At 56.3% G+C, this 19,958-nt stretch carries 21 protein-coding genes, 1 tRNA gene and 1 pseudogene; 11 read left to right on the forward strand and 12 right to left on the reverse strand.

Annotation, left to right across the window (positions count from 1 at the left end; translation table 11 throughout):
* The first annotated feature begins 98 nt into the window (after positions 1-98).
* From bioA to ABYM29_RS00405, 4 genes are all read left to right on the forward strand, one after another.
* On the forward strand, positions 99-1,406 hold the full coding sequence (bioA, locus tag ABYM29_RS00390) for an adenosylmethionine--8-amino-7-oxononanoate transaminase (RefSeq protein ID WP_372860707.1): 1,308 nt from the start codon (positions 99-101) through the stop codon (positions 1,404-1,406).
* On the forward strand, positions 1,403-2,212 hold the full coding sequence (locus tag ABYM29_RS00395; RefSeq protein ID WP_372860709.1) for an ion transporter: 810 nt from the start codon (positions 1,403-1,405) through the stop codon (positions 2,210-2,212). The genes bioA and ABYM29_RS00395 overlap by 4 nt, the downstream gene beginning before the upstream one ends.
* A gap of 43 nt (positions 2,213-2,255) precedes the next feature.
* Entirely contained in the window at positions 2,256-2,675 is a 420-nt protein-coding gene (locus ABYM29_RS00400; protein ID WP_372860712.1) for a secondary thiamine-phosphate synthase enzyme YjbQ, read from the forward strand.
* Positions 2,676-2,831: 156 nt separating this feature from the next.
* Positions 2,832-3,389 carry a YtfJ family protein gene (locus tag ABYM29_RS00405; protein WP_372860714.1) on the forward strand — a complete coding sequence of 186 codons (558 nt, stop codon included), beginning with the start codon at positions 2,832-2,834 and terminating at the stop codon, positions 3,387-3,389.
* A gap of 19 nt (positions 3,390-3,408) precedes the next feature.
* Here the strand turns inward: ABYM29_RS00405 and ABYM29_RS00410 are convergent, their stop codons facing one another.
* Entirely contained in the window at positions 3,409-3,876 is a 468-nt protein-coding gene (locus ABYM29_RS00410) for an SRPBCC family protein (protein ID WP_372860717.1), read from the reverse strand.
* Positions 3,877-4,003: 127 nt separating this feature from the next.
* Between ABYM29_RS00410 and ABYM29_RS00415 the strand changes: the two genes are divergently transcribed.
* Together ABYM29_RS00415 and ABYM29_RS00420 are read left to right on the forward strand one after the other, a co-directional pair.
* Positions 4,004-4,819: a pseudouridine synthase gene (locus tag ABYM29_RS00415; RefSeq protein ID WP_372860719.1), complete on the forward strand. Its 816-nt coding sequence runs from the start codon at positions 4,004-4,006 to the stop codon at positions 4,817-4,819.
* Between the two features lie 108 nt (positions 4,820-4,927).
* A complete protein-coding gene (locus ABYM29_RS00420) occupies positions 4,928-6,526 on the forward strand; it encodes a GMC family oxidoreductase (protein WP_372860721.1) in 1,599 nt (532 codons plus the stop codon).
* A 2-nt stretch (positions 6,527-6,528) separates the two neighbouring features.
* Here ABYM29_RS00420 and ABYM29_RS00425 read toward each other — a convergent pair whose 3' ends face one another.
* The gene (locus tag ABYM29_RS00425) at positions 6,529-7,386 is read right to left on the reverse strand and encodes a DUF2971 domain-containing protein (protein WP_372860724.1); all 858 of its coding nucleotides are present in this window, start codon (positions 7,384-7,386) and stop codon (positions 6,529-6,531) included.
* A gap of 2 nt (positions 7,387-7,388) precedes the next feature.
* Positions 7,389-8,177 (reverse strand): alpha/beta fold hydrolase, encoded by a 789-nt coding sequence (locus tag ABYM29_RS00430; RefSeq protein WP_372860726.1) that lies wholly within the window; start codon positions 8,175-8,177, stop codon positions 7,389-7,391.
* A gap of 52 nt (positions 8,178-8,229) precedes the next feature.
* On the opposite strand from ABYM29_RS00430, the gene ABYM29_RS00435 reads away from it, so the two are divergent.
* The gene (locus tag ABYM29_RS00435) at positions 8,230-9,018 is read left to right on the forward strand and encodes a hypothetical protein (RefSeq protein ID WP_372860727.1); all 789 of its coding nucleotides are present in this window, start codon (positions 8,230-8,232) and stop codon (positions 9,016-9,018) included.
* A gap of 112 nt (positions 9,019-9,130) precedes the next feature.
* On the opposite strand, the gene ABYM29_RS00440 is transcribed toward ABYM29_RS00435, so the two are convergent.
* Positions 9,131-11,047, reverse strand: coding sequence for a DUF3604 domain-containing protein (locus tag ABYM29_RS00440; RefSeq protein WP_372860729.1), 1,917 nt, complete (start codon positions 11,045-11,047; stop codon positions 9,131-9,133).
* 161 nt (positions 11,048-11,208) lie between these two features.
* On the opposite strand from ABYM29_RS00440, the gene ABYM29_RS00445 reads away from it, so the two are divergent.
* Positions 11,209-11,526: a hypothetical protein gene (locus ABYM29_RS00445; RefSeq protein ID WP_372860732.1), complete on the forward strand. Its 318-nt coding sequence runs from the start codon at positions 11,209-11,211 to the stop codon at positions 11,524-11,526.
* 1 nt (position 11,527) lies between these two features.
* Here the strand turns inward: ABYM29_RS00445 and ABYM29_RS00450 are convergent, their stop codons facing one another.
* On the reverse strand, positions 11,528-12,154 hold the full coding sequence (locus tag ABYM29_RS00450) for a glutathione S-transferase family protein (protein WP_372860734.1): 627 nt from the start codon (positions 12,152-12,154) through the stop codon (positions 11,528-11,530).
* A gap of 188 nt (positions 12,155-12,342) precedes the next feature.
* Between ABYM29_RS00450 and ABYM29_RS00455 the strand changes: the two genes are divergently transcribed.
* The 3 genes from ABYM29_RS00455 to ABYM29_RS00465 are packed head-to-tail and all read left to right on the forward strand — an operon-like array spanning position 12,343 to position 14,718.
* Complete coding sequence (locus tag ABYM29_RS00455) at positions 12,343-12,663, forward strand: PepSY domain-containing protein (RefSeq protein WP_372860736.1); 321 nt, start codon at positions 12,343-12,345, stop codon at positions 12,661-12,663.
* Between the two features lie 22 nt (positions 12,664-12,685).
* Entirely contained in the window at positions 12,686-13,369 is a 684-nt protein-coding gene (locus tag ABYM29_RS00460; RefSeq protein ID WP_372860739.1) for a response regulator, read from the forward strand.
* A gap of 2 nt (positions 13,370-13,371) precedes the next feature.
* Complete coding sequence (locus tag ABYM29_RS00465) at positions 13,372-14,718, forward strand: ATP-binding protein (protein WP_372860741.1); 1,347 nt, start codon at positions 13,372-13,374, stop codon at positions 14,716-14,718.
* Here ABYM29_RS00465 and ABYM29_RS00470 read toward each other — a convergent pair.
* The 7 genes and pseudogenes from ABYM29_RS00470 to ABYM29_RS00500 all read right to left on the reverse strand — a co-directional run.
* Complete coding sequence (locus ABYM29_RS00470; protein WP_372860744.1) at positions 14,701-16,404, reverse strand: hypothetical protein; 1,704 nt, start codon at positions 16,402-16,404, stop codon at positions 14,701-14,703. The genes ABYM29_RS00465 and ABYM29_RS00470 overlap by 18 nt on opposite strands.
* 27 nt (positions 16,405-16,431) lie before the next feature.
* Positions 16,432-17,397 (reverse strand): OmpA family protein, encoded by a 966-nt coding sequence (locus ABYM29_RS00475; protein WP_372860746.1) that lies wholly within the window; start codon positions 17,395-17,397, stop codon positions 16,432-16,434.
* A gap of 147 nt (positions 17,398-17,544) precedes the next feature.
* Positions 17,545-18,552, reverse strand: coding sequence for a hypothetical protein (locus ABYM29_RS00480; RefSeq protein WP_372860748.1), 1,008 nt, complete (start codon positions 18,550-18,552; stop codon positions 17,545-17,547).
* 332 nt (positions 18,553-18,884) lie between these two features.
* Positions 18,885-18,961: transfer RNA gene (locus ABYM29_RS00485), tRNA-Pro, on the reverse strand.
* Between the two features lie 43 nt (positions 18,962-19,004).
* Entirely contained in the window at positions 19,005-19,361 is a 357-nt protein-coding gene (locus ABYM29_RS00490) for a MerR family transcriptional regulator (protein WP_372860749.1), read from the reverse strand.
* A complete protein-coding gene (gene ihfA / locus ABYM29_RS00495; RefSeq protein WP_022960519.1) occupies positions 19,342-19,644 on the reverse strand; it encodes an integration host factor subunit alpha in 303 nt (100 codons plus the stop codon). The genes ABYM29_RS00490 and ihfA overlap by 20 nt, the downstream gene beginning before the upstream one ends.
* A 5-nt stretch (positions 19,645-19,649) precedes the next feature.
* Positions 19,650-19,958 (reverse strand): annotated as a pseudogene (locus ABYM29_RS00500) (phenylalanine--tRNA ligase subunit beta); the annotation flags it as partial.

Here is a 19,958-nt window from a genome sequence, read left to right on the forward strand (position 1 = left end):
TGTAATAAATCGCCGGGGCAGCCGTATTGGCCACCGGCACAGCAGGTGCAAAAGCCGCCATCAACTTCTAGAATAGCCGGCCAGCAGTGGAGAGCGCCATGACCGACTACCGCAATATCGACACCAACACCTGGTTACAGTGGGACCGCCAACACATCTGGCACCCCTATGCCTCGGCCCTGGAAGCCCCCACGATGTTTCCCGTGCAATCGGCTCATGGCGCCTTGTTGAAATTAGCCGATGGCCGCGAATTGCTCGATGGCATGTCTTCCTGGTGGTCAGCTATTCATGGCTACAACCACCCCGCCCTCAATGCCGCCGCCAAGGCCCAACTCGACGATATGTCTCATGTGATGTTTGGCGGCCTAAGCCACGCCCCAGCGGCAACCCTTGGCAAGCGGCTGGTGGATATCACGCCCGAGCCGCTGACCCGAGTGTTTCTCTCGGACTCGGGCTCAGTGGCCGTAGAAGTGGCCATTAAAATGGCTCTGCAATATTGGATTGCCAAGGGCCAGGCAAAGAAAAGTCGACTTATTGCCCTGCGCAACGGCTACCATGGCGACACCTTTGCCACCATGGCGGTCTGTGATCCGGTCAATGGCATGCATCACCTGTTCGGCGAAGTCTTGACTCAACAACTGTTTGCCGAGCCGCCGCAAACCGAATTTGGCCACGCCGCGAGCGACGCCGATATGGCCTCAATGACCACACTGCTGGCCAAGCACAGCCACGAAGTCGCCGCGGTTATCGTCGAGCCCATTGTCCAGGGCGCCGGCGGCATGCGGATGTACTCCGCCGACTACCTGCGCAAGTTGCGCGCCCTTTGCGACCAGCACAATGTGCTATTGATTCACGACGAGATTGCCACGGGTTTCGGCCGCACCGGAAAATTGTTTGCCTGCGACCACGCCGGCATCAGCCCCGACATTATGTGCCTAGGCAAGGCCCTCACTGGCGGCTACCTGAGCCTGGCAGCGACGCTGTGCAGCGAGGACATCGCCCGCGGCATCTGTGAAGGCGAAGCCGGTGTATTTATGCACGGCCCAACATTTATGGGCAACCCGCTGGCCTGCGCCATCGCCAACGCCAGCATCGACCTGCTACTTTCACAGGACTGGCAGGCCAACATCGCCCGCCTGCAAAACGGGCTCGAGCGCGGCCTAGCTCCTGCCAGGGAATTAGCTAGCGTCGCCGACGTTCGCTGCTTGGGCGGCATTGGCGTTATCGAAATGAAAACAGCGGTAAATATGGCCAGTATTCAGCCGCGCTTCGTCGACCACGGCATCTGGATCAGGCCATTTGGCAAACTGGTCTACACCATGCCTCCGTATGTCATTAACGACCAACAGCTGGCCACACTCTGCCAAAAGATAACGACCGTACTGCGAGAAGAGGCCGCGGTATGAGCCTGAACAACTTTAAACTCAGCCTGCGCGAAATTATTTTTGGCACCGAGCCTGGGCCCGGCCGAAACTTCGACATCGCACTGATCATTATCATTATCAGCAGCGTCATTGCGCTGTTTCTCGATTCGGTAGAACCGCTGCACGCCGCCTATGGCGATATCTTCTACGCCGCCGAACTGGCTTTTACGGTGATGTTTAGCATCGAGTACCTGGCGCGAATCTACTGCTCGGAAGATCGCCGCCGTTATATCACCAGTTTCTACGGCATTATCGATCTGCTCGCCACCCTACCGACCTACCTGGCACTGATTGTTCCCGGTGCTCAGCACTTACTCGTTATCCGCATCTTCCGCGTTTTGCGTATTTTTCGCGTATTCAAATTATTCAAATACATGTCCGAAGCCAATATCCTGCTGCGCTCGATCAGGTCTGCACGTCACAAGATCACTGTATTTTTTATCACCGTCGTCACCCTGGTCATCGTCTTCGGCTCGTTAATGTACCTCATTGAGGGGCCACAGCGTGGCTTCACCAGCCTGCCGCAAAGTATCTACTGGGCCATCGTCACCGTCACGACCGTCGGCTACGGCGACATCGTGCCGCAATCTCCTTTTGGACGCTCAATCGCAGCCCTAGCCATGATTACCAGCTATGCCATCATCGCCATTCCCACCGGGATACTAAGTGCTGAGTTAATGCAGGAGAACCAGCGGCAGGCCAGCCGCAAACAGTGCCCTAGCTGCCGTGAACGCGGTCACGAGCGCGATGCCAGTTTTTGCAAGTACTGCGGCGGGGCACTGCCCTAGCCCAAAACTGCCAGCTGGCAGGCAGCAACAGGAGCCAAGCAATATGTGGATACAAAAATCCTTACAGCTGCGCGCCAGGCCGCGTGGCTTCCACTTGATCACTAGCGAAGTCGTTAAGCAGCTCCCGGAAATAGCCGAGCTGTCCACCGGCATCATACAGCTGTTTATCCAGCACACCTCAGCCTCTCTCAGCTTGAACGAAAACGCCGACCCCACGGTGCGCGAGGACTTTGAAAACCTGTTCAACCGCATAGTCCCCGACGGCGACGCCCTCTACCGCCACCGGGACGAGGGCGACGACGACCTGCCGGCGCACATCAAGTGCAGCATGCTGGGCAGTAGCCTGAGCCTGCCGATCACCCGGGGACAGATCGCCCTGGGCACGTGGCAGGGCATTTATCTTGGTGAGCACCGCAATCACGGTGGCCCGCGCCGCTTGATCGCGACACTTTTCGGTGAATAGCTGGTCTTAGTTTGAGTTCAGGCGCTGTTAAGATAGCGTTGGCATAATGTGAACTAAGCGTCATTATTAGCGACTAAAGCCTGTGCTATTCTGCCGCCGCTTGCCCAACTAACTACTAATAAGGATTTATTCATGCTGCGTTCGTGGAAACTATTTATGGCATTCGCTCTGCTGTGTAGCAGTGGGCTCAGTGCTGCGCTGGAAGTCGGCGGCAGCCTGCCGGCTCTCAACATCCCCAGCCGTGGCGAGCTGGTCCTCACTGGCGACAAAGTGAGCTATACCCCTTGGTCTAGCGCCACCATTCGCAGCGGCAGCCCGGCGCTGATTTTCCATATGGCGGCACGCATGTCCTCTGACGCCACCATCGCACCGCTGCGCACACGTCTGGAATCCGCTGGCTATGCCCCTGGGGTCTTTCAATCTATCTCGGTCGTCAACCTAGACGATGCACTTTGGGGAACCTCTGGCATGGTGGCCAGTGAGTTAACCAAAAACAAACGCGCCCACCCGGAAGCGGTACTGGTTGCCGATGATGCCGGACGCGGCTTGGCGGCGTGGAACTTAAAATCGAAGGGGGTCGCAGTGATCCTGCTTAATGCCAAAGGAGAAATCAGCTACCTGAAACAGGGCAAACTCTCCAAAAGCGATATAGACACTATTATCAACAAGTTAAATAGCGAAATTGCAAACGCCGAGCAACTCGCCAACAACTGATCGACAGCGCGTCGCCTGTTCAGGCGGCGCGTTTCTCCAGCAAGCGCTTTAAATTCTTCAGCATCATCGTCACGCCCAACTGCATCACCGGACTAAACACCGGCAAAAAATACTTGCTGAAGCCCTTGGGCTTCATCGCCATGGTCCAGCGTACCCGGCAGCTATTGGGCCCAAGTTCGTCGACCTCATAGCGCTCGGCAAACGACTGAATATTATCTCGGCTGGCATGGGTGAAACAGAAAGCCATTTCCCTCCCCTGCTCCCAGGCGATAAACTCTTCAAAACCGGTTAGGCCTCCCAGCATATGCACCGTACGGGTGGTACCGATACCAAAGGGCTGCGGCGACGTCCACTCCACGCGTTGAATTGGCGGCGCCCAGCGCGGCCAATCGTCAGCGTTTTCAAAGGAAGCAAATACCTCGCTGGCGCTTACCGCAAAGCGCTGCTCCGCGACATAACTAAACGGGGCCGATTCGAAAAAAGTCATATCAACGGGCTGACAAGTAAATTTTTCCGCCACTGTGATCTCCACGTAATAAACGGGGCCCGTTCACGGCCCACATTGCGGGGAATCTAACCCGCAACGCCTAAACCGACAAGAAAACTGCGCCAATATGACAAACTCTTCATCAAACCACCGCGAAAACACCGCAACCCGCGCCTCCTCGACAGAGACATTGCCACTGCTCTACCGCGACGAGCACCTGGTTGTGGTCAACAAACCCAGCGGCTTGCTGGTGCACCGCAGCCCAATCGACCGCCGTGAAACCCGCTTCGCCCTGCAACTGTTACGCAATCAGCTGGGACAGCGGATCTACCCGGTACACCGCCTAGATAAGCCCACCTCGGGTTTGATGGTGTTTGCCCTCAATGCCAATGCCGCCGACATCCTCAGTCAGCAATTTGCCAACCACCGCGTACGCAAGGCCTACCTAGCGGTGGTGCGAGGTTACAGTCCCGCTCGGGGTTCTATCGATCACCCGCTGCGCGCCGACCCCGACCCCTATGCCGGCCGCCCCGAGTTTGGCGAGGCAAAACCGGCGCTAACCCACTACCAAAGCCTGGCCCAGCACCAGCTAAATGTAGAAATCGAAGGCTTTCCCACTTCCCGCTATTCCCTTGTGCTCGCCGAGCCGCAAAGCGGTCGCACCCACCAAATTCGTCGCCACATGAAGCATATCGCCCACCCGATTATTGGTGATGCCAAGCACGGGCGCGGCCGCCACAATCGCTATTTCGCCCAGCAGCTGGGCTGCCCACGGCTGCTACTGCACGCCCTCGCATTGCATTTCCGCCACCCTCTAGACGACCGCGAATGCTACGTCCACTGCCCCGTAGACGGCCACTATGCCGCCCTCATAGAGCGCTTTGGCTGGCGAGATAGCGCCGCCCAGGCCGAGGATAGACTTGCCTGGCGGAAGGTTACATAATTATAACTTAACGCCGACAACAATAGGCACTACGATAGGCAACTCCCTAACCGCGTCACACGGCTAATGCCGGACGTCGACACAACAATAATGCGAGGCAATTTCACCGTGACCAAGCTTTACGACTACATCATTGTTGGCGCCGGCTCTGCCGGTTGCGCACTGGCAAATCGCCTCAGCGAAGACGGCCAACGCAACGTTCTGCTGCTGGAGGCCGGCGGCAAAGACAGCAGCCCGGTTATTCATATGCCACTGGGCTTTGCCTTTACGATGAAAAATCCCAAGTTCAGCTGGTGCTACAGTAGTGATCCCGAGCCGCACATGAATGGTCGTCGCATTGATCAGCCGCGCGGCAAAATCTTGGGTGGCTGCAGTTCAATCAATGGCATGGTCTATATCCGCGGCCAAAAAGAGGACTACGACCACTGGGCTGAGCTGGGCAACAGCGAATGGAGCTACGACAAGCTGTTGCCGATTTTCAAGCGCAACGAAGCCTATGTCGGAGAAGGTAGCGACGACTACCATGGCCGCGACGGACAATTGTTTGTCGACGATGTAAAAGACCACTATGAAATGGCCGAGCTCTATGTAAAGGCCGCACAAGAAGCCGGCATTCCCTACAACCCCGACTTCAATGGCGAACAGCAAGAAGGCGCCGGTTTCTACCAGGTCAACATCCGTCGCGGCCGCCGGCAAAGTACCGCTCGCACCTACCTGCGCAATGCCGCCAAGCGCGCCAACCTCACCATCGAAACCAATGCCTTGGCCAGCCAGATTATCTTCGAAGGGCGCCGCAGTACGGGCCTGCGCTACGTTAAAAAAGGCCAGGAAATCACTGCGCGCTGCCGCGGCGAGATCATTCTCTGCGGCGGTACGATGAATTCGCCCCAGCTACTTGAACTCAGCGGCATAGGCAATGCCGACATGCTCCGCCAAAAAGGCATAAAGTCCGTGCAAAACCTGCCCGGTGTCGGCGAAAACATGCAAGACCACCTCACCGTGAACACCCAGCGCTCCTTTGAAGGACTGCGCACGTTCTACGAAGAGTCCCGCCCGCTGCCCATGCTCAGCAACCTGATGAAATTCTGGTTTAAGGGCCGCGGGATGCTCGCTCACCCCGCCTCCCAGGTTGGCGTGTTTTTCCGCACCTCAGAGCAAGTAGAGCGACCCGACGCTCAAATTCACTTCACCCCCGCAGCCGGCGATCAAGACGAAAAGGGCCGCATGCTAACCGTGCCCGGCACCACAGCCACCGTCTGTTACCTGCGCCCCAAGAGCCGCGGCTGGGTGCATATACGCAGCACCGACCCCAAAGAAGCCCCGGCGTTCATCCACAACTATTTAGCCGAAGAAGAAGACCGCCAAAAAATCATTGCCGCGGTTCGCAAGACCCGCGAAATATTTGAAGCACCGGTATTCGCCCCCTGGCGGCGAGAAGAGCTAGTGCCGGGCAGCGATGTGCAGAGCGACGAGGAAATCCTCGAGTTTGTCCGCAACACGGGCGAGTCGGTTTATCATCCGGTGGGCACCTGCAAAATGGGCAGCGATGAAATGGCGGTAGTCGACCAGTATCTGAAAGTGCACGGCATCGACGGCCTGCGCGTTGCCGATGCATCGGTCATGCCGACTATCATTTCCGGCAACACCAATGCCACAGCGGTATTGATCGGTGAACGCTGCGCCGACTTTATTCTAGCGGGACAGTAATATCAGCGCTGGCGATAGGGTATCTGACAGTAGTCGATACCCCGTCGCGGCCGTATTCCCTGTTTCATCAAACACATCTCCAGCGAGTTCATCGACAAGCTGATATTAGGGGTCGGCCCCAAAAAGGCGTGGTCCAAGGCAATACCGCCTTCGGCACTGAGCGAAAATTTCATATAGGGCACCAGCATGCTGCGCCCCTCGCGGAAATATACGCTGGCCTCACGGTAGTTCGAAATCACCGGCGACACCAGGCGCCACTCCTGTTCTTCTTCAAAAGACGGGTGTTTAAGAATTGCTGCAATGCGCAGCAAGTCGGTTTCCAAGTGGGCAAACAGTGGCAGGAAACTACCCGGCTCAGCGCCCTCTTCGCTCACCACTAACAGCTCAACCGCGTCGACGATTTGACTGATCAACCGCTGCTGCTCGCGGCGCTCGTAGACACAACGCCCCAGCTTGAAATCTTGTTCAACCGCTCGCTGCCGGATATAGCGCGCATTAAAGCCAAGACTGGCACCCTTACCCACCGAACTATAGCCTCGCCACTGACTAAGCAGATTACCGTTGGAGCGAAATGAGGCCCCGAACAGGATATGGCCATTGGTGATACGGTGCTGCACCCAGTCGATAAAGGCATTGAGCAAGCCCGGTTCGTCGTGTCCCTGAGCAATGCGCAACTCCACCTCGCGCTTGACCAAATCAGCAGTGTGACGCAGCTCTGCCGAATCGTTCATGTAGCGAATATCACTGGCCCACATGACCCCACTGCCAATAATGCCAAGCACGCCAGCCAAGGAGGTGTAGTGGTACAAGGTGTCAGTCGGCTGCTCGGCATACAGGCCGGCGGTAATCGCATCTATCACACTCAGCCCTCTGCCAAAAAATCACCGACCAAGGCATTGAATTCACGAGGCCTCTCCGCATGTAGCCAATGCCCCGCCCCGGCGATCGTTTCAAGGCGGCTATCGGGGAACTGGCGCATAATCCCCACTCGGTTGTCATCGACAATATAGCGAGATAATTCACCGCGAATAAACAGTGTCGGCCCCCGGTACGGTGATTGCGCCGGCGCATCGCGCAATAAGTCGTAACAATCCGCAATCACGGGCAAATTCATCCGCCACGCCCAGCCGTCTCCCTCACGCACTAAGTTCTTCAGCAGGAATTGCCTGACCGGCAGTTCTGGCGCCGCCTTTTGCAGCAGCGCATCGGCCTGCTCCCGATTGCGCAAGGAGCGCAAATCCAGCTCCAGCAAGCCCTCGATAATCGCATCGTGCCCGCGCCCGTAGCTTACCGGTGCAATGTCGGCCACCACCAGACGACTGACTCTCTCGGGCTGTGTCGCCGCCAACTGCATGGCCACTTTGCCACCGAGCGAGTGCCCCAACAGGGCTGCCCGCTCAATACCCAAAGTATCCAGGGTGCGGGCGACGTCCAGCGCCATCGTCGGTATATCCATATAATCGCGATGCGGCGACTTACCGTGATTGCGAAGATCCATGCGAATCACTCGATAATGACTTTCTAAGCTGCGCGACAAGGTCAACAAATTGCTCGCTGAACCAAACAGGCCGTGCAGCAGTACTACGGCACTGCCCTCTCCCCGAGATTCGCTGTACAAGGTTGCCGCCGCACTTTTAAGTTCGCTTCTCATGCTTTGATCCGGTTGTTAGAATGCCTGCGCATTCACATAAATAGGTACTGTCGTGAGAACTTCGTTTCTAGTTATTAGCGTGCTGGCACTGGTGTTAACCGCCTGCAGCTCAGTCACTTACAACCCAACGGTATTCGACTATTTTATTGCAGAGGAAACTCTGACCAACAAGCCCGTAAAAAAGGTCATCATCGCCAGCGTAAACGTTACCGGCGAGCCGACGCTTTCCATCTTACGGGACAGCGTAACGAAAATCGACGGCATGGTCGGCGACTACCTGCGCAGCAATAACTACGAAATTGCTCCCCAACACCTGTTTAATAACGCCTGGCAACAAGCCCTGCTGAACTTCGGTGAGTTCTACGATCCCACCACGGGCAAAGTGGATCAACTGGGCTGGCAAAAGGTAATGGCGAGCACCTTTCAAAGTCTGCAAGCCCATAAAGATATCGACGCCGTGCTGTTTACCGACCTGATTGCACACGACGTGCAACACAGCGCGGGCATGAAGCACTACGCGCGCTGGTACGGTGTGACCCGCGAGCCGGCTACCCAGGGCGCCACCGCCAGCGTGCCAATGGATTTTAACTGGACGCAAATTATCAAGGGCGCCAGTTTGGTGGTGACGTTATACAGCGTCGAAGGCCAGCCGTTATTCTCCAGCCGCGGCGGCCTGGATACCCTCCATGCCGTTGATAGCCGTAAAAGCCAAAAAGGCTTTGTGCGCCGCAATAAAATTCTCAGCAATAGCAGCCGCATCGACGAGGGCATTCAGTTGGCCTTTCACCCACTTATCAAAATGGCCCGCTACCCCGCACCACCGAAGCCCCCTGCGCAGTAGTCACCTCGCTGCCAAGCGGCACCACTGGTGACTCCCGGCCTTGCCGTCGCCGGCACAGCAAGGCTGCGCCGCGCAGGGCGCCCTGGGGAATAGGCAGATGCTGCAGCGCCCCCTAGGCGCCCGCCGCCTGAACCCAGACAGGCGAACTCCAGGCCCGCTCGCGAATCTGCCGGCGATGATCCGCGCGGCAACAGGCCTGATATTCCGGTGCCACGGCATCGGGCTTGCTGCAATCCACCGACGCCGCCACGCACACCTGCTGACTCCATCGACAGCGTGGATTTTCCACGGCCCTCGCATAGTAGTAATGGCGCCCATCGGGGTCAAAATCCGGGTCGCGCCACACCGCGCAGAGCTGCGCCGCGCCCGCCCCCCGCGTCTGGCAACTCGCCAAATCCACTGAGGCCTGCTTCCCCGAATGGGCTATATCAAACACCCGCTCAGAACGCTGGCCATCAGCACCAACACTGCCCTTGATGATTTGCAACTTTTGCAGTGGTAAACCGGCCTGACGGTCACTGCCGACGTCCATCGCCGCCATCACCGCAAACACCGGCGCAACGCCCTGTTCCACCACCAGTTCGCCCCCCATCGGCACGCCCGAACGATAACCTATCGCGCTAAAGTCACTGCGCTCGCACATGTCTTCGGGCAAGTCCGCTGCCGCAAACAGCCTCATCCCGATCCGCGGGCCGCTGGTGGCGTAGACCTCGCGGCGCTGCAGCGCATCAAAAATCGCATCGCGGCTGTTTTCCTCAGCCCATACCGCCGCCAATCCGCCGGGGTTAAACTCCAGATCATCGGGCAGCCCTGAGGGCATGCTGTCGCCGGCGGGCACACCGGCGCCGCCATGACCGAGAAACTGCGATTCGCTGACTGCACCGGCCGCCGAAATATGTGTGTCACTACTGCCTATAAAGCCTACTGCCAGTGGGTTTCGCCCCTCCTCATCGCGCTGCGCATAGGCCATGCCATCACGCAAAACTTCGCGCAAAAAGCCCGAGCGCTCACCGGGCGGCTCGCTCAACATTGGTGATACTTTGCCGAGAAACTTGCTCCTAAAGCTCCCGTAGGGCAGCTGCTCAAAACCACACAACTCATCCTCGGTTTGCAGCGGGTCGTAGAAGCATTCGGAACTGCCCTTGTGCTGCATAATCTCTACCACCCGCTCTAAGCGCGCACGCTGAGCCTCCCGACGCCGGCTGAGCGCCGTGCCGTCATCGTTGAGCGCGAACATATAGCCATCACTGAGATTGCTATTGTGGGGGATTACCAGCACCTCACAGTCTTTCAGCGAACTCGCCGGCCCACAGCGTTGATCGAGGCCATCCCAAAGCTGCGCTGCGCTGGGAGCGTCGATAAAACTCAACGGCAGGGACGGAACATGCTCGTTGCGGAAAATAATGTTGCGATGTAAATTCGCCAAGTTCTGCGCAGCCCCCGTCCACTCGTAGGCGACAAAGGATGTAAAGCGGCAATCCTCGCTGCGATCATAGGCGCTCTCCGCCGCGCGGCGGATATCCTGCCAGGCGGCGCTCCCTTGCTGTCGGCAATACTCGCCATCATCGCCGCAAAAACCCAAACGCTTGGCCCGCGCCGCCTGAGTATTGAACAGAAAAAATGCCGCCCTAGGCCACTCCCGATACAAGCGACACTGCCAACTACTATAGCCCTGCTGTTCAGCATCAAGACAAATCTCGCGCTCGCCAAGCAGCTCGGCATGATCGGTCACCGCAGCAAAATCCAGCGGCCTCTCCAGCTTCAAATGACGAAGTGCTTCACCACTGGGCAACCACGGCTGTACCGGCAAACTCCCGCCCCTCGCAAAGCGGTAGGCATCAGCCGGGGATGTGCGCGTACCCTGAGTACTGGCATCCAAGGAATACTTGGTGTGGACATGCAGGTCGCCGAACAATAGCTGACGCTCTGCCTGCCAGTTTTGACATCGCGCCCTGCCGGCATCGGCATAAACCTCTAGCGGCGCCATCACCAGCAGTGCCCACAAGCAAAAAACGGTCTTTTTTATCACGAAGGCCTGCCCCGAAAATGTTATCAAAGAGGTATTGTGGGACCGCCGCACTGCTTAACAACATCCCTCGTTCGGCCGAGTAGCGGTGAATTCAGCTTCTATTCACCTTGGCTGTGTAATGCTAAAAGCCACACTGCCTAAAGCCAAACCAAGGAGGCGCTATGAACACAAGACAGTGGCTACTAGGCGGTCTGCTACTAGCCCTCAGCAGCACTGCTATGGCAGATCACCGCCACCCGCGACATCACGCTGCCCACGGCGACTACCCCGCGTATGAGTACCGCCATCAGCAGCGCGAACGCGCCTATTGGCGCGGCTATCACCAGGGTTACAGGGACGCCAGACGCGAGCACCGCAGCTATCACAGTCGGCGTCACTACGGCCAAGCCGATCTCCACTACCGGCGCCATGTGCACAGCCACTACTGTGACCACAGGCCGAAATTCAACAGCCGCGTGAAGGTGTTTCTAAATCTGTAGGCTACTCTGCAAAACGCTGCTTCATACCGTCAAACCAATGGCGCAGCGTACTGCAGGATTCCGGGATATCGCGCTTCACCCAGTTGCAAAAGCCCAGTACCACATAGAGGTCTATATCGGCCTGACTGAGCGCATCGCCGACCAGAAAATCACGCCCTTTCAATGCCCCGTCCATGGCCTCGTAAAACGCAGTGATACGCAGATTCCCCCGCTCAACTAGCTCGGGAATCTGTGGCAAAGCAAGTGGCCCCGGCAATGCTCGGCCCTTAAAGGCTTCACTGCCATTGCGCAGCACTTCAGCAACCGCCGCCAAGCCATCGACATATAGCCGCTGACACCAGGCAACAATTTTCGCCCGTTCTAAAGCGCTATTGCCAAACACGGTCTTCTCGGGATACAGGCTGTCCAAATAAAGATTGATCGCGATAACGTCGCACAGTACCTCGCCACTATCGAGCTGCAACGCCGGTACCGTACACTGTGGATTAATCTGACTAAACGCCGGACGAAGTTGCTCCCCCTTCATCAGATCGACCTGCTCCGTATCCAGGTTAAGTCCTTTGTACTTCAGCATCAGGCCAACGCGACGCGGATTGGGGGCAACATCAAAGGTGTAGAGCTTCACCATTTTCTCCTTATTATTCAGCTATTATCGACTCAGAGGTTCAGCGCAAGTTAAGCCTATGCCTTCTAAACTGCAAGCGTACATTTGATCCCCGTGTGCTAAAGAAGCTGAAATAGGCCGCCAGACTGCGTTAACCTATGCTTTTACAGCCATGGCACAACAAGTGGCCCGAACTACCAATTAGTGACTCTATGAAACGTCGTCAACGCCAAACACGCCTCGCTCTCCTCCTGGCCGGCAGCCTGCTCAGCGGCCACATCTACGCCGGCTCGCTGCTCGATTCCGGCGTAAACAGAGGCCTAGGCCAACGGCCTCGTATCGACGCTCCGCAACAGCATCTCGGCGTGCAACAAAGGCTTAGCGCGCGCGAGGCAATTGCCATTGCCGAACGCCGTTACGGCGGCCGCGCTGTTGGCGCAAAAAAAATCCCTTCCTCCCACGGCAGCGCTTACCGGGTGCGCATTCTGCAAAAGAACGGCAAAATCAAAAACGTCATCATTGACAATAACTGACCCACAATAAGTAAGGCCCACCATGCGTGTATTAATAGTGGAAGATGAAGCGCTACTGCAGGCCCAGCTCGCCGAGAATTTCAGCGAAGCCGGCTTTGCCTGTGACCGCTGCGGCGATGGCGAGGAAGCCCTATTCCTGGGCCGCGAATATCCCTACGACTTGGCGGTAGTCGACATCGGCCTCCCCAAGCTAGACGGCATCAGCCTGGTCAGCCGCTGGCGCGAAGAAGGCATTAAACTTCCGGTGCTGATTCTGACTGCCCGTGACAGCTGGCAAGACAAGGTCAAAGGGCTTGAATGCGGTGCCGACGATTACGTGGCCAAGCCCTTTCAAATAGAGGAGGTATTAGCGCGCGCCAACGCGCTGATCCGCCGTTCGGCCGGCTTTGCCAGCCCATTACTCAACTTCGGCACGCTGAGTATCGACACCGCCGCCAAATCCGCAAGCGTCGGCGAGCGCAGCCTCAACCTCACGACCTTCGAATACAATGCCCTGGAATATCTCGCCATGCGCAGTGGCCAGGTGGTGTCAAAAAGTGAGTTGACCGAACACCTCTACGACCAGGACTTTGACCGCGACAGCAACGTTATCGAAGTGTTTATTGCAAGACTGCGCAAGAAAATTGATCCCCAGGGCGATTTACGCCCCATCAGTACACTGCGTGGTCGCGGCTATCGCTTTGAGCTGAGTGAGGCCGAGCGCTGAACATGGCCTCACGCCGGCCGTCGATCAGCCGCCGGCTACTGCTGGCGATGATCCTATGCATGCCGCTGTTGCTGGGGCTTACCGCCGTGGCGATAGACAGCGCCTATCACAGCAGCCTGATCAAAGCGGAAGAAAACCGCCTCAAAGCACAGTTTTTTTCACTGCTCGGTGCCGTCGAATGGGATGAGAATGAAGGCCTCAGCACCGATGATCGACTCAAAGAGCCGCGCTTTTGGCAATTCCGCTCCGGCTTGTATGCCGACATTCGCGGCCGCGATGGCACCCTACTCTGGCAGTCTCTAAGCGCAGACACGCTACAACTTCCTACAGGCGCCAACACCACCGACTCTGGCCAGGAACAACTAGGCAGTGCCGAAATTGACGGTCAGCCCTTCCTGTTTTATCGATATCAAGCGGTATGGGAAACCGACAGCGGCCGCGACATCCCGCTGGTATTTTCGATCTATTCAGAAACGCGCAGCCTGCTGAACGAACAGGCGCAATTCCGCCGGCAACTCGCCACCTGGCTGGGACTGGTCGCCTTACTATCGGTATTACTGGTGGCCATTATTCAGTACTGGGGGCTCAAACCCTTGCGCAAACTAGCCAAAGACTTACACCGGCTGGAAACCGGCGACAGCGACCAACTCAGTGACGACTACCCAATTGAACTCGAAGCCATTACCGGCAACCTTAACCAACTAATCCAGAAGGAGCGCCGCCAGCGCGAGCGCTACCGCAATACCTTGGGTGATTTGGCCCACAGTCTAAAAACGCCTTTAGCAGTACTAAAAAATGAGCGACTGGACGAATCCCAACGCAGCGAACATATTCAGCGCATGGACAACATCATCAAGTATCAACTGCGCCGCGCGGTGAGTAGTGGCAGCCAACAGCTACGGCGTAAAACCCCCTTAAAACCCCTGCTCAACAGTCTGAAAAACACCCTACTCAAAGTCCACCACGGGCGCACCATAAACTTTGAGATAGCGCTCAACGATGATGCTGCGGTGGCGATAGATGAGCAAGACCTGCTGGAACTGTTCGGCAATCTGCTGGACAACGCCTGCAAGGCTTGCCAGCAATCGGTTGTCATTCACGGTCACCGCACCTCCCATGGACTCGTCATCAGCATTGAAGATGACGGCCGGGGGCTTGACCCCAATGAGTTGGAGGTACTGATGGATCGCGGGCGACGCGGCGATCAATACGCCCAGGGCCAAGGACTAGGCCTGGCGATTGTTCGCGACATCGCCGACAGCTGCAACATCACGCTATTATTTAAGCGGCGACCACAGGGCGGCAGCTGCATCCAACTGAGCTTTCCACAGCTAAAAACTCAGCTTTAAACGCCAAAAAAAGTCGACTTCCGCAGCCTTCAATAACCGCTTGTCGATATTGTTATCAGACAGCGGACGCGCCACCACCAGCTCGCTACTCAAACTTTCCTTATAGCTCACTTTAAGCGCTACCCCCGCATCGCTAATGCTGCGCGTGTCGCCGGCGTCACCGCGAGCATCTTCGTACCACAGCCAGCCCTGCTCAATAAATAGGGAGGGCTTAACTTCTAAGCCGAACAAGGGTAAGCCGCTACCTTCAAATTTTACCTTCGCGTAATGCCCCGAATCCCCCACCAATACCCCTGGCAAATAGGCCGACAAGCCATTATTCCCGCCGAGGTAATACTGTTGCTGAAGCGGCAGCTGACTGCCGTCTGAATACTGACCGCTCGCACTCACGGTGAGATGAGCCCAGTCCACCACTGCCGACTGCAGTGAAAACCTGGGTTTAAAAACCACAAATTCACTGGTTCGGCGACCGATAAAAACCACACCATCCCTATCGTCCGTAGCAAAAGTGCCGCTATCTGGCTTCACGCCAACATCGACAAAAGCCTGGGCGGTCAGCTTGCTCGGCAGCCCGGCCAAGTGCATTAAACGGTTAAACTTCAGCCCCACTTCCACATTGGCTTGGGGCTCATCAAGTAAATTTCCCGCCCCCCGTACATCAATCGTGGAGTCGATATATTCAAGACGCTCAGTCAGCGTCAAGCGGTAGAAACTGTCACTCATTAACACCTGCTCACCGGTCAACGCCAACGACAGCGTCTCCGACTGCAGATATACCCGCTCCGTCGAGGTAAGCGTTTCACCGCCGCCGACGCTCAAATCACCACCGGAGTCTCCCAACAAGGCGCAGAGCAGTGCGATATCACAGCTGCCACCGCTGAACGCGGGGTCGCTAGTGCTGGTGACCGAGGCATCGGCATAGCGCGCATAGTCGATATAGCGCGCTTCTAGGCCATACAAACCTAGTGGCGTAGGATAATTGACGCGCAGCGTATAACCGTCGTAGTAATCACCGCCATTTACTTCACCGAGCTCGGTTAGCGCACGGTCATACAGCAACTGCAACTGCACGCCACTACTGAAATCGTGGGTAGCCGCCAGCGCACCAAAATAACGCCCAAGAAAACGGTTACCGTAATTATTCGCCGCCACACTTAACTTGGTGGCATCATGATCGATTTTCGGCCGCTCAGTAAAAACCATCGTATAAGCACTGGGATCCGCCCCCACCTGATAGCTTACACTGTAATCTACCCCCGAGCGGTCACTTTGGAGATTAGCCAACACCCGCTTGGCATCAAACTCTCTGCGCAGCAAATCATCGTCACCAATCAAGCCGGAAAAATAGCTGCGGATCTTAGCTGGCGCCTTGATATCGGCCAGACTACCGTTCACCACATGGCCATAGATCGTGTTGCCGCGCTGGGCAAAATAAACCGTCGTCAACAAATGCCCTTGCTGGTAGTAGGCCTGATTGACCGCATTAATGGCCTGTGCAGGTGTTGAGGCAGCCGACATCAAGCTGTCCAGCTGTTCAACACTCAGATAGCGATTGCCGGTAATACGCAGTGTGTAGCCAGCCACAACCGCCTCGTAACTCGACTGCGAAAGGCTGGCACTGTGCTGCTCTATGCGCTCTGCCGTCGATGCCTGGGGCGGAATAACTGGGGGTAAATCAATTGCCATGCTTTATGTCCTTAACCGCTAAGGTACCTAATTGTTATCCACGCCATCGATGACACGTAGCTCAACGCGGCGATTCTCCGCCCGCGCCGCAGTCAGTTCAGCAGTGTTCAACCCCCGAATATCGACCTTGGGCTGATGCTCGCCATAACCCACTGCATGCAACCTAGTCGCCTCAACACCTTCCGCCACCAGAAAATTGATGACCGCCAATGCCCTGGCCATCGCCAGGCGCATATTGTAATCATCGCTACCCCGATCATCCGTGTGACCGGCGACTTCCACATTCACATGAAGATGGGGCTGTGATTTGAGGATACGTGAAGCTTGGCGCAATACGGCCGCCGACGACGCATTGAGCAGCGCCGTATCAGTCGCAAAACTAACACCCCGCAACTCCAATGGCTTCGCTTTATCTAAATGGCAACCCGAAGGCAGTACGATCGCCCCTGCCGGGGAGTTAGGACAGCGATCAACTTCGTCGCAGACACTATCGCGATCAGCGTCGCGACACTGCGCCGCAGCAGCTGACCGCCCTAAGAACTTTTTTGGGCGGTCACTATCGATACGCTCGCCTTGCGCATCGACCTCCGCCTGATCAGGGTCATCTTCCGGCAACTCAATGGTAAGCACCTCGGGCACCACATCGTTACCACCGGCCGTGTCCTGTAAAAACTCTATCACAGAACTATCGCCCCCCAGATTATCCAGCAGGGGGGCCAATGCATCACCACCGGCGCCCAATCCATCCAGGGGCTCGCTGGGGGCGCCCAGCAACAAGATATCCTGCCCCGCCAAACCGGCACCTAGCAAGGCATCTTCACTCAGCACATCTAGTGATAAAGCAGAAATATCATCGTCACCACCGCCCGCACCCGGGACAGTGACATCCACACCGACACCCAGTACGTCGACCGAAATTAGCTGTGCCTGTGTCGCAAAGGGCAACACCAATACGCTGAACAGCAATGTTTGTATAGCAAACCGATAATTCAAATGCCGATGCCTGCCTGGTTATAAAAACGCCTTATCTTAATAATAGCGTTCATTCTGATACAGCGTACCCTAACTGAAAAGCAAAAAAAGCCGGCTCCTTCAAGAAACCGGCTTTTTCTCAACACTTACTAATTTTCTCTACGCATATTAGGGCGTAGGAAGGGCAAAATCAGGCTCCTGACCGTCAAAGCTGAACGATGTAGAGAAGGCTGCAGACTCAAACGAAAATGCGAACGACAAAGGCAGCGCGCTGGGCTCCGAGTCGCTATCACCGCCTTCAGAAGGTGCCGGCATCGGCAACACATCCAGCACCGGCTGCAATGGATTTTCACCGTCATTGCCACCTTCGCTACCGCTTTCTGCCTCTAGGCCAGCCTGAAGCTCAGCGACAACGGCTTCCAGCGGATTTTCACCATCCGACGAGCCACCCTCACCTTCTAAACCAGCCTGCAGTTCAGCGACCGCGGCTTCCAGCGGATTTTCACCTTCCGATGAACCACCCTCACCTTCTACACCGGCCTGAAGCTCGGCAGCCAGCTCCGCCAACGGGTTATCACCACCCTCAGAATCGCCCTCGGGAGCAAAGCCCATCAGATTTTCCTGTAAGTGAGCAAATGCGGTCTCCAGAGTGACAGGAACCGCCTCAGCGCTAGCTTGGGCTGACTCGGGATCAGTGGCCAGGGCATCTACCACGTCGGTCACCGCATCAACGGTACCGTCTTCGCCGGCCAGATCATTTGCCAAATCATCAACAGTTTTAGTTAACTGCAGAGCATAAGGTGCCAGTGGGTTTTCACCCTCGCCACCACCGCCCTGCAGCTGATCCAGCAGAGGCTGCAGCGGATTTTCACCATCGGAGCCACCGCCCTGCAATTGATCCAACAGGGGCTGCAGGGGGTTTTCACCCTCAGCACCCGCTTCCAGGCCGGCCTGAAGCTCAGCGACAATCGCCTCCAGCGGGTTGTCACCACCTTCCAGGGCACCCAGCTGAGAATCCAGCTCACCCAGAGGACCAACCAACTCTACAAGTGGAGTACCCGCCAGGCCATCGGCCAATGGCTCGATCACTGGCGCCAACGGGCCCGCAGCAGAAAGTGATGACGCAGCGGCGATGGCTGTCGCCAGCGAAAGTTTCTTCATTGAATGGTATTTCACAGTTTGTCCTCCAGACATTTTGTTGTTCTAACAGCCAGATCTGCGTCCAGCCTGATTTCTTCTATAGCGCGATGATACGCGTTTATACGTATTGATTATAGTGACTCACATCACAAAAGCTCTCGCCCCTAACCTAGTTAACCTAGCGGCACAAAGCCCCACCACACAGCCTTGCTAACGCACTGCTTTTGTAGGGTAATCAGTAAGCTGAAGAACAAGAAAACAACCGAGTCCAACGCCGGATAGCACTTATGGTAATTTCCACCGGCATTGAAATTTGAAAAGAATCTAACAATAAAAAAGGGCCGCACGATGGCGGCCCTTTTCATATATGGTCGGAACGGCAGGATTCGAACCTGCGACCCCCACACCCCCAGTGTGGTGCGCTACCAGACTGCGCTACGCCCCGAAATGAGGGGCAGAATCATACCCCAACTAAATGACACTGTGAACTATCTTTTTAGAACTTTTAACAATTCTTCCAGTTCACCGAGCATCTGTCGGATAAGCTGCCTGGAATGCGACGAGTCATCCTTTGCCTCATCCCCAGACATGCGCTGCCGCGCACCACCGATAGTGTAGCCCTGCTCATATAACAAGCTGCGTATTTGACGAATCATCAGCACATCTTGGTGCTGGTAATAACGCCGATTGCCGCGACGCTTAACCGGCGCCAACTGCGGGAATTCCTGCTCCCAATACCGCAACACATGGGGCTTCACACAACACAGCTCGCTTACCTCACCAATGGTGAAATAACGCTTGCCCGGTATCGGCGGTAATTCGTCGTTATGACTTGGTTCCAGCATAGTCCTCTACCCTGGATTTCAATTTTTGCCCCGGCCTAAAGGTCACTACACGGCGCGCCGAAATCGGAATTTCTTCACCAGTTTTCGGGTTTCTCCCGGGGCGCTGGCTTTTATCACGGAGATCAAAATTACCGAACCCCGAGATTTTCACCTGTTCATTATTCTCCAAACAATGGCGAATCTGCTCAAAAAACAACTCGACCAGCTCTTTCGCCTCACGCTTGTTAAGGCCCAGCTCCTCATACAGGCGCTCGGCCATTTCAGCCTTGGTGAGGGACGTCATCACATTCAGTTCCTTAAACTGGCGCCAAAACGCTGCTGCAGCGACTGTACAACTGCGCCGACGGACAGGGTAACTTCTTCCTCATTAAGAGTGCGCGATGAATGCCGATACGTCAAGCCTAGCCCTAAGCTTTTCCTTTCTGGATCAACACCTTTACCTTGATAAATATCAAAGAGCTTCAAGTCGATTAAGATCTCGCCGGCAGCCGCCTGGGCACAGTCCAGCACGGCCTGAGCGGCGACATCGCGAGGCACAATCAGCGCCAAGTCTCGCCGCAACTCGGGGTAGCGCGACAACGGCACGAACGCCGGCAC

Source organism: Spongiibacter sp. (assembly GCF_041602295.1).
Taxonomy (GTDB): Bacteria; Pseudomonadota; Gammaproteobacteria; order Pseudomonadales; family Spongiibacteraceae; genus Spongiibacter.

Coding starts and splice junctions, on each gene's coding strand:
- bioA (WP_372860707.1), top strand. CDS start 99: ATGACCGACTACCGCAATATCGACACCAACACCTGGTTACAGTGGGAC.
- ABYM29_RS00395 (WP_372860709.1), top strand. CDS start 1,403: ATGAGCCTGAACAACTTTAAACTCAGCCTGCGCGAAATTATTTTTGGC.
- ABYM29_RS00400 (WP_372860712.1), top strand. CDS start 2,256: ATGTGGATACAAAAATCCTTACAGCTGCGCGCCAGGCCGCGTGGCTTC.
- ABYM29_RS00405 (WP_372860714.1), top strand. CDS start 2,832: ATGGCATTCGCTCTGCTGTGTAGCAGTGGGCTCAGTGCTGCGCTGGAA.
- ABYM29_RS00410 (WP_372860717.1), bottom strand. CDS start 3,876: ATGACTTTTTTCGAATCGGCCCCGTTTAGTTATGTCGCGGAGCAGCGC.
- ABYM29_RS00415 (WP_372860719.1), top strand. CDS start 4,004: ATGACAAACTCTTCATCAAACCACCGCGAAAACACCGCAACCCGCGCC.
- ABYM29_RS00430 (WP_372860726.1), bottom strand. CDS start 8,177: ATGAGAAGCGAACTTAAAAGTGCGGCGGCAACCTTGTACAGCGAATCT.
- ABYM29_RS00445 (WP_372860732.1), top strand. CDS start 11,209: ATGAACACAAGACAGTGGCTACTAGGCGGTCTGCTACTAGCCCTCAGC.
- ABYM29_RS00450 (WP_372860734.1), bottom strand. CDS start 12,154: ATGGTGAAGCTCTACACCTTTGATGTTGCCCCCAATCCGCGTCGCGTT.
- ABYM29_RS00455 (WP_372860736.1), top strand. CDS start 12,343: ATGAAACGTCGTCAACGCCAAACACGCCTCGCTCTCCTCCTGGCCGGC.
- ABYM29_RS00460 (WP_372860739.1), top strand. CDS start 12,686: ATGCGTGTATTAATAGTGGAAGATGAAGCGCTACTGCAGGCCCAGCTC.
- ABYM29_RS00465 (WP_372860741.1), top strand. CDS start 13,372: ATGGCCTCACGCCGGCCGTCGATCAGCCGCCGGCTACTGCTGGCGATG.
- ABYM29_RS00470 (WP_372860744.1), bottom strand. CDS start 16,404: ATGGCAATTGATTTACCCCCAGTTATTCCGCCCCAGGCATCGACGGCA.
- ABYM29_RS00490 (WP_372860749.1), bottom strand. CDS start 19,361: ATGCTGGAACCAAGTCATAACGACGAATTACCGCCGATACCGGGCAAG.
- ihfA (WP_022960519.1), bottom strand. CDS start 19,644: ATGACGTCCCTCACCAAGGCTGAAATGGCCGAGCGCCTGTATGAGGAG.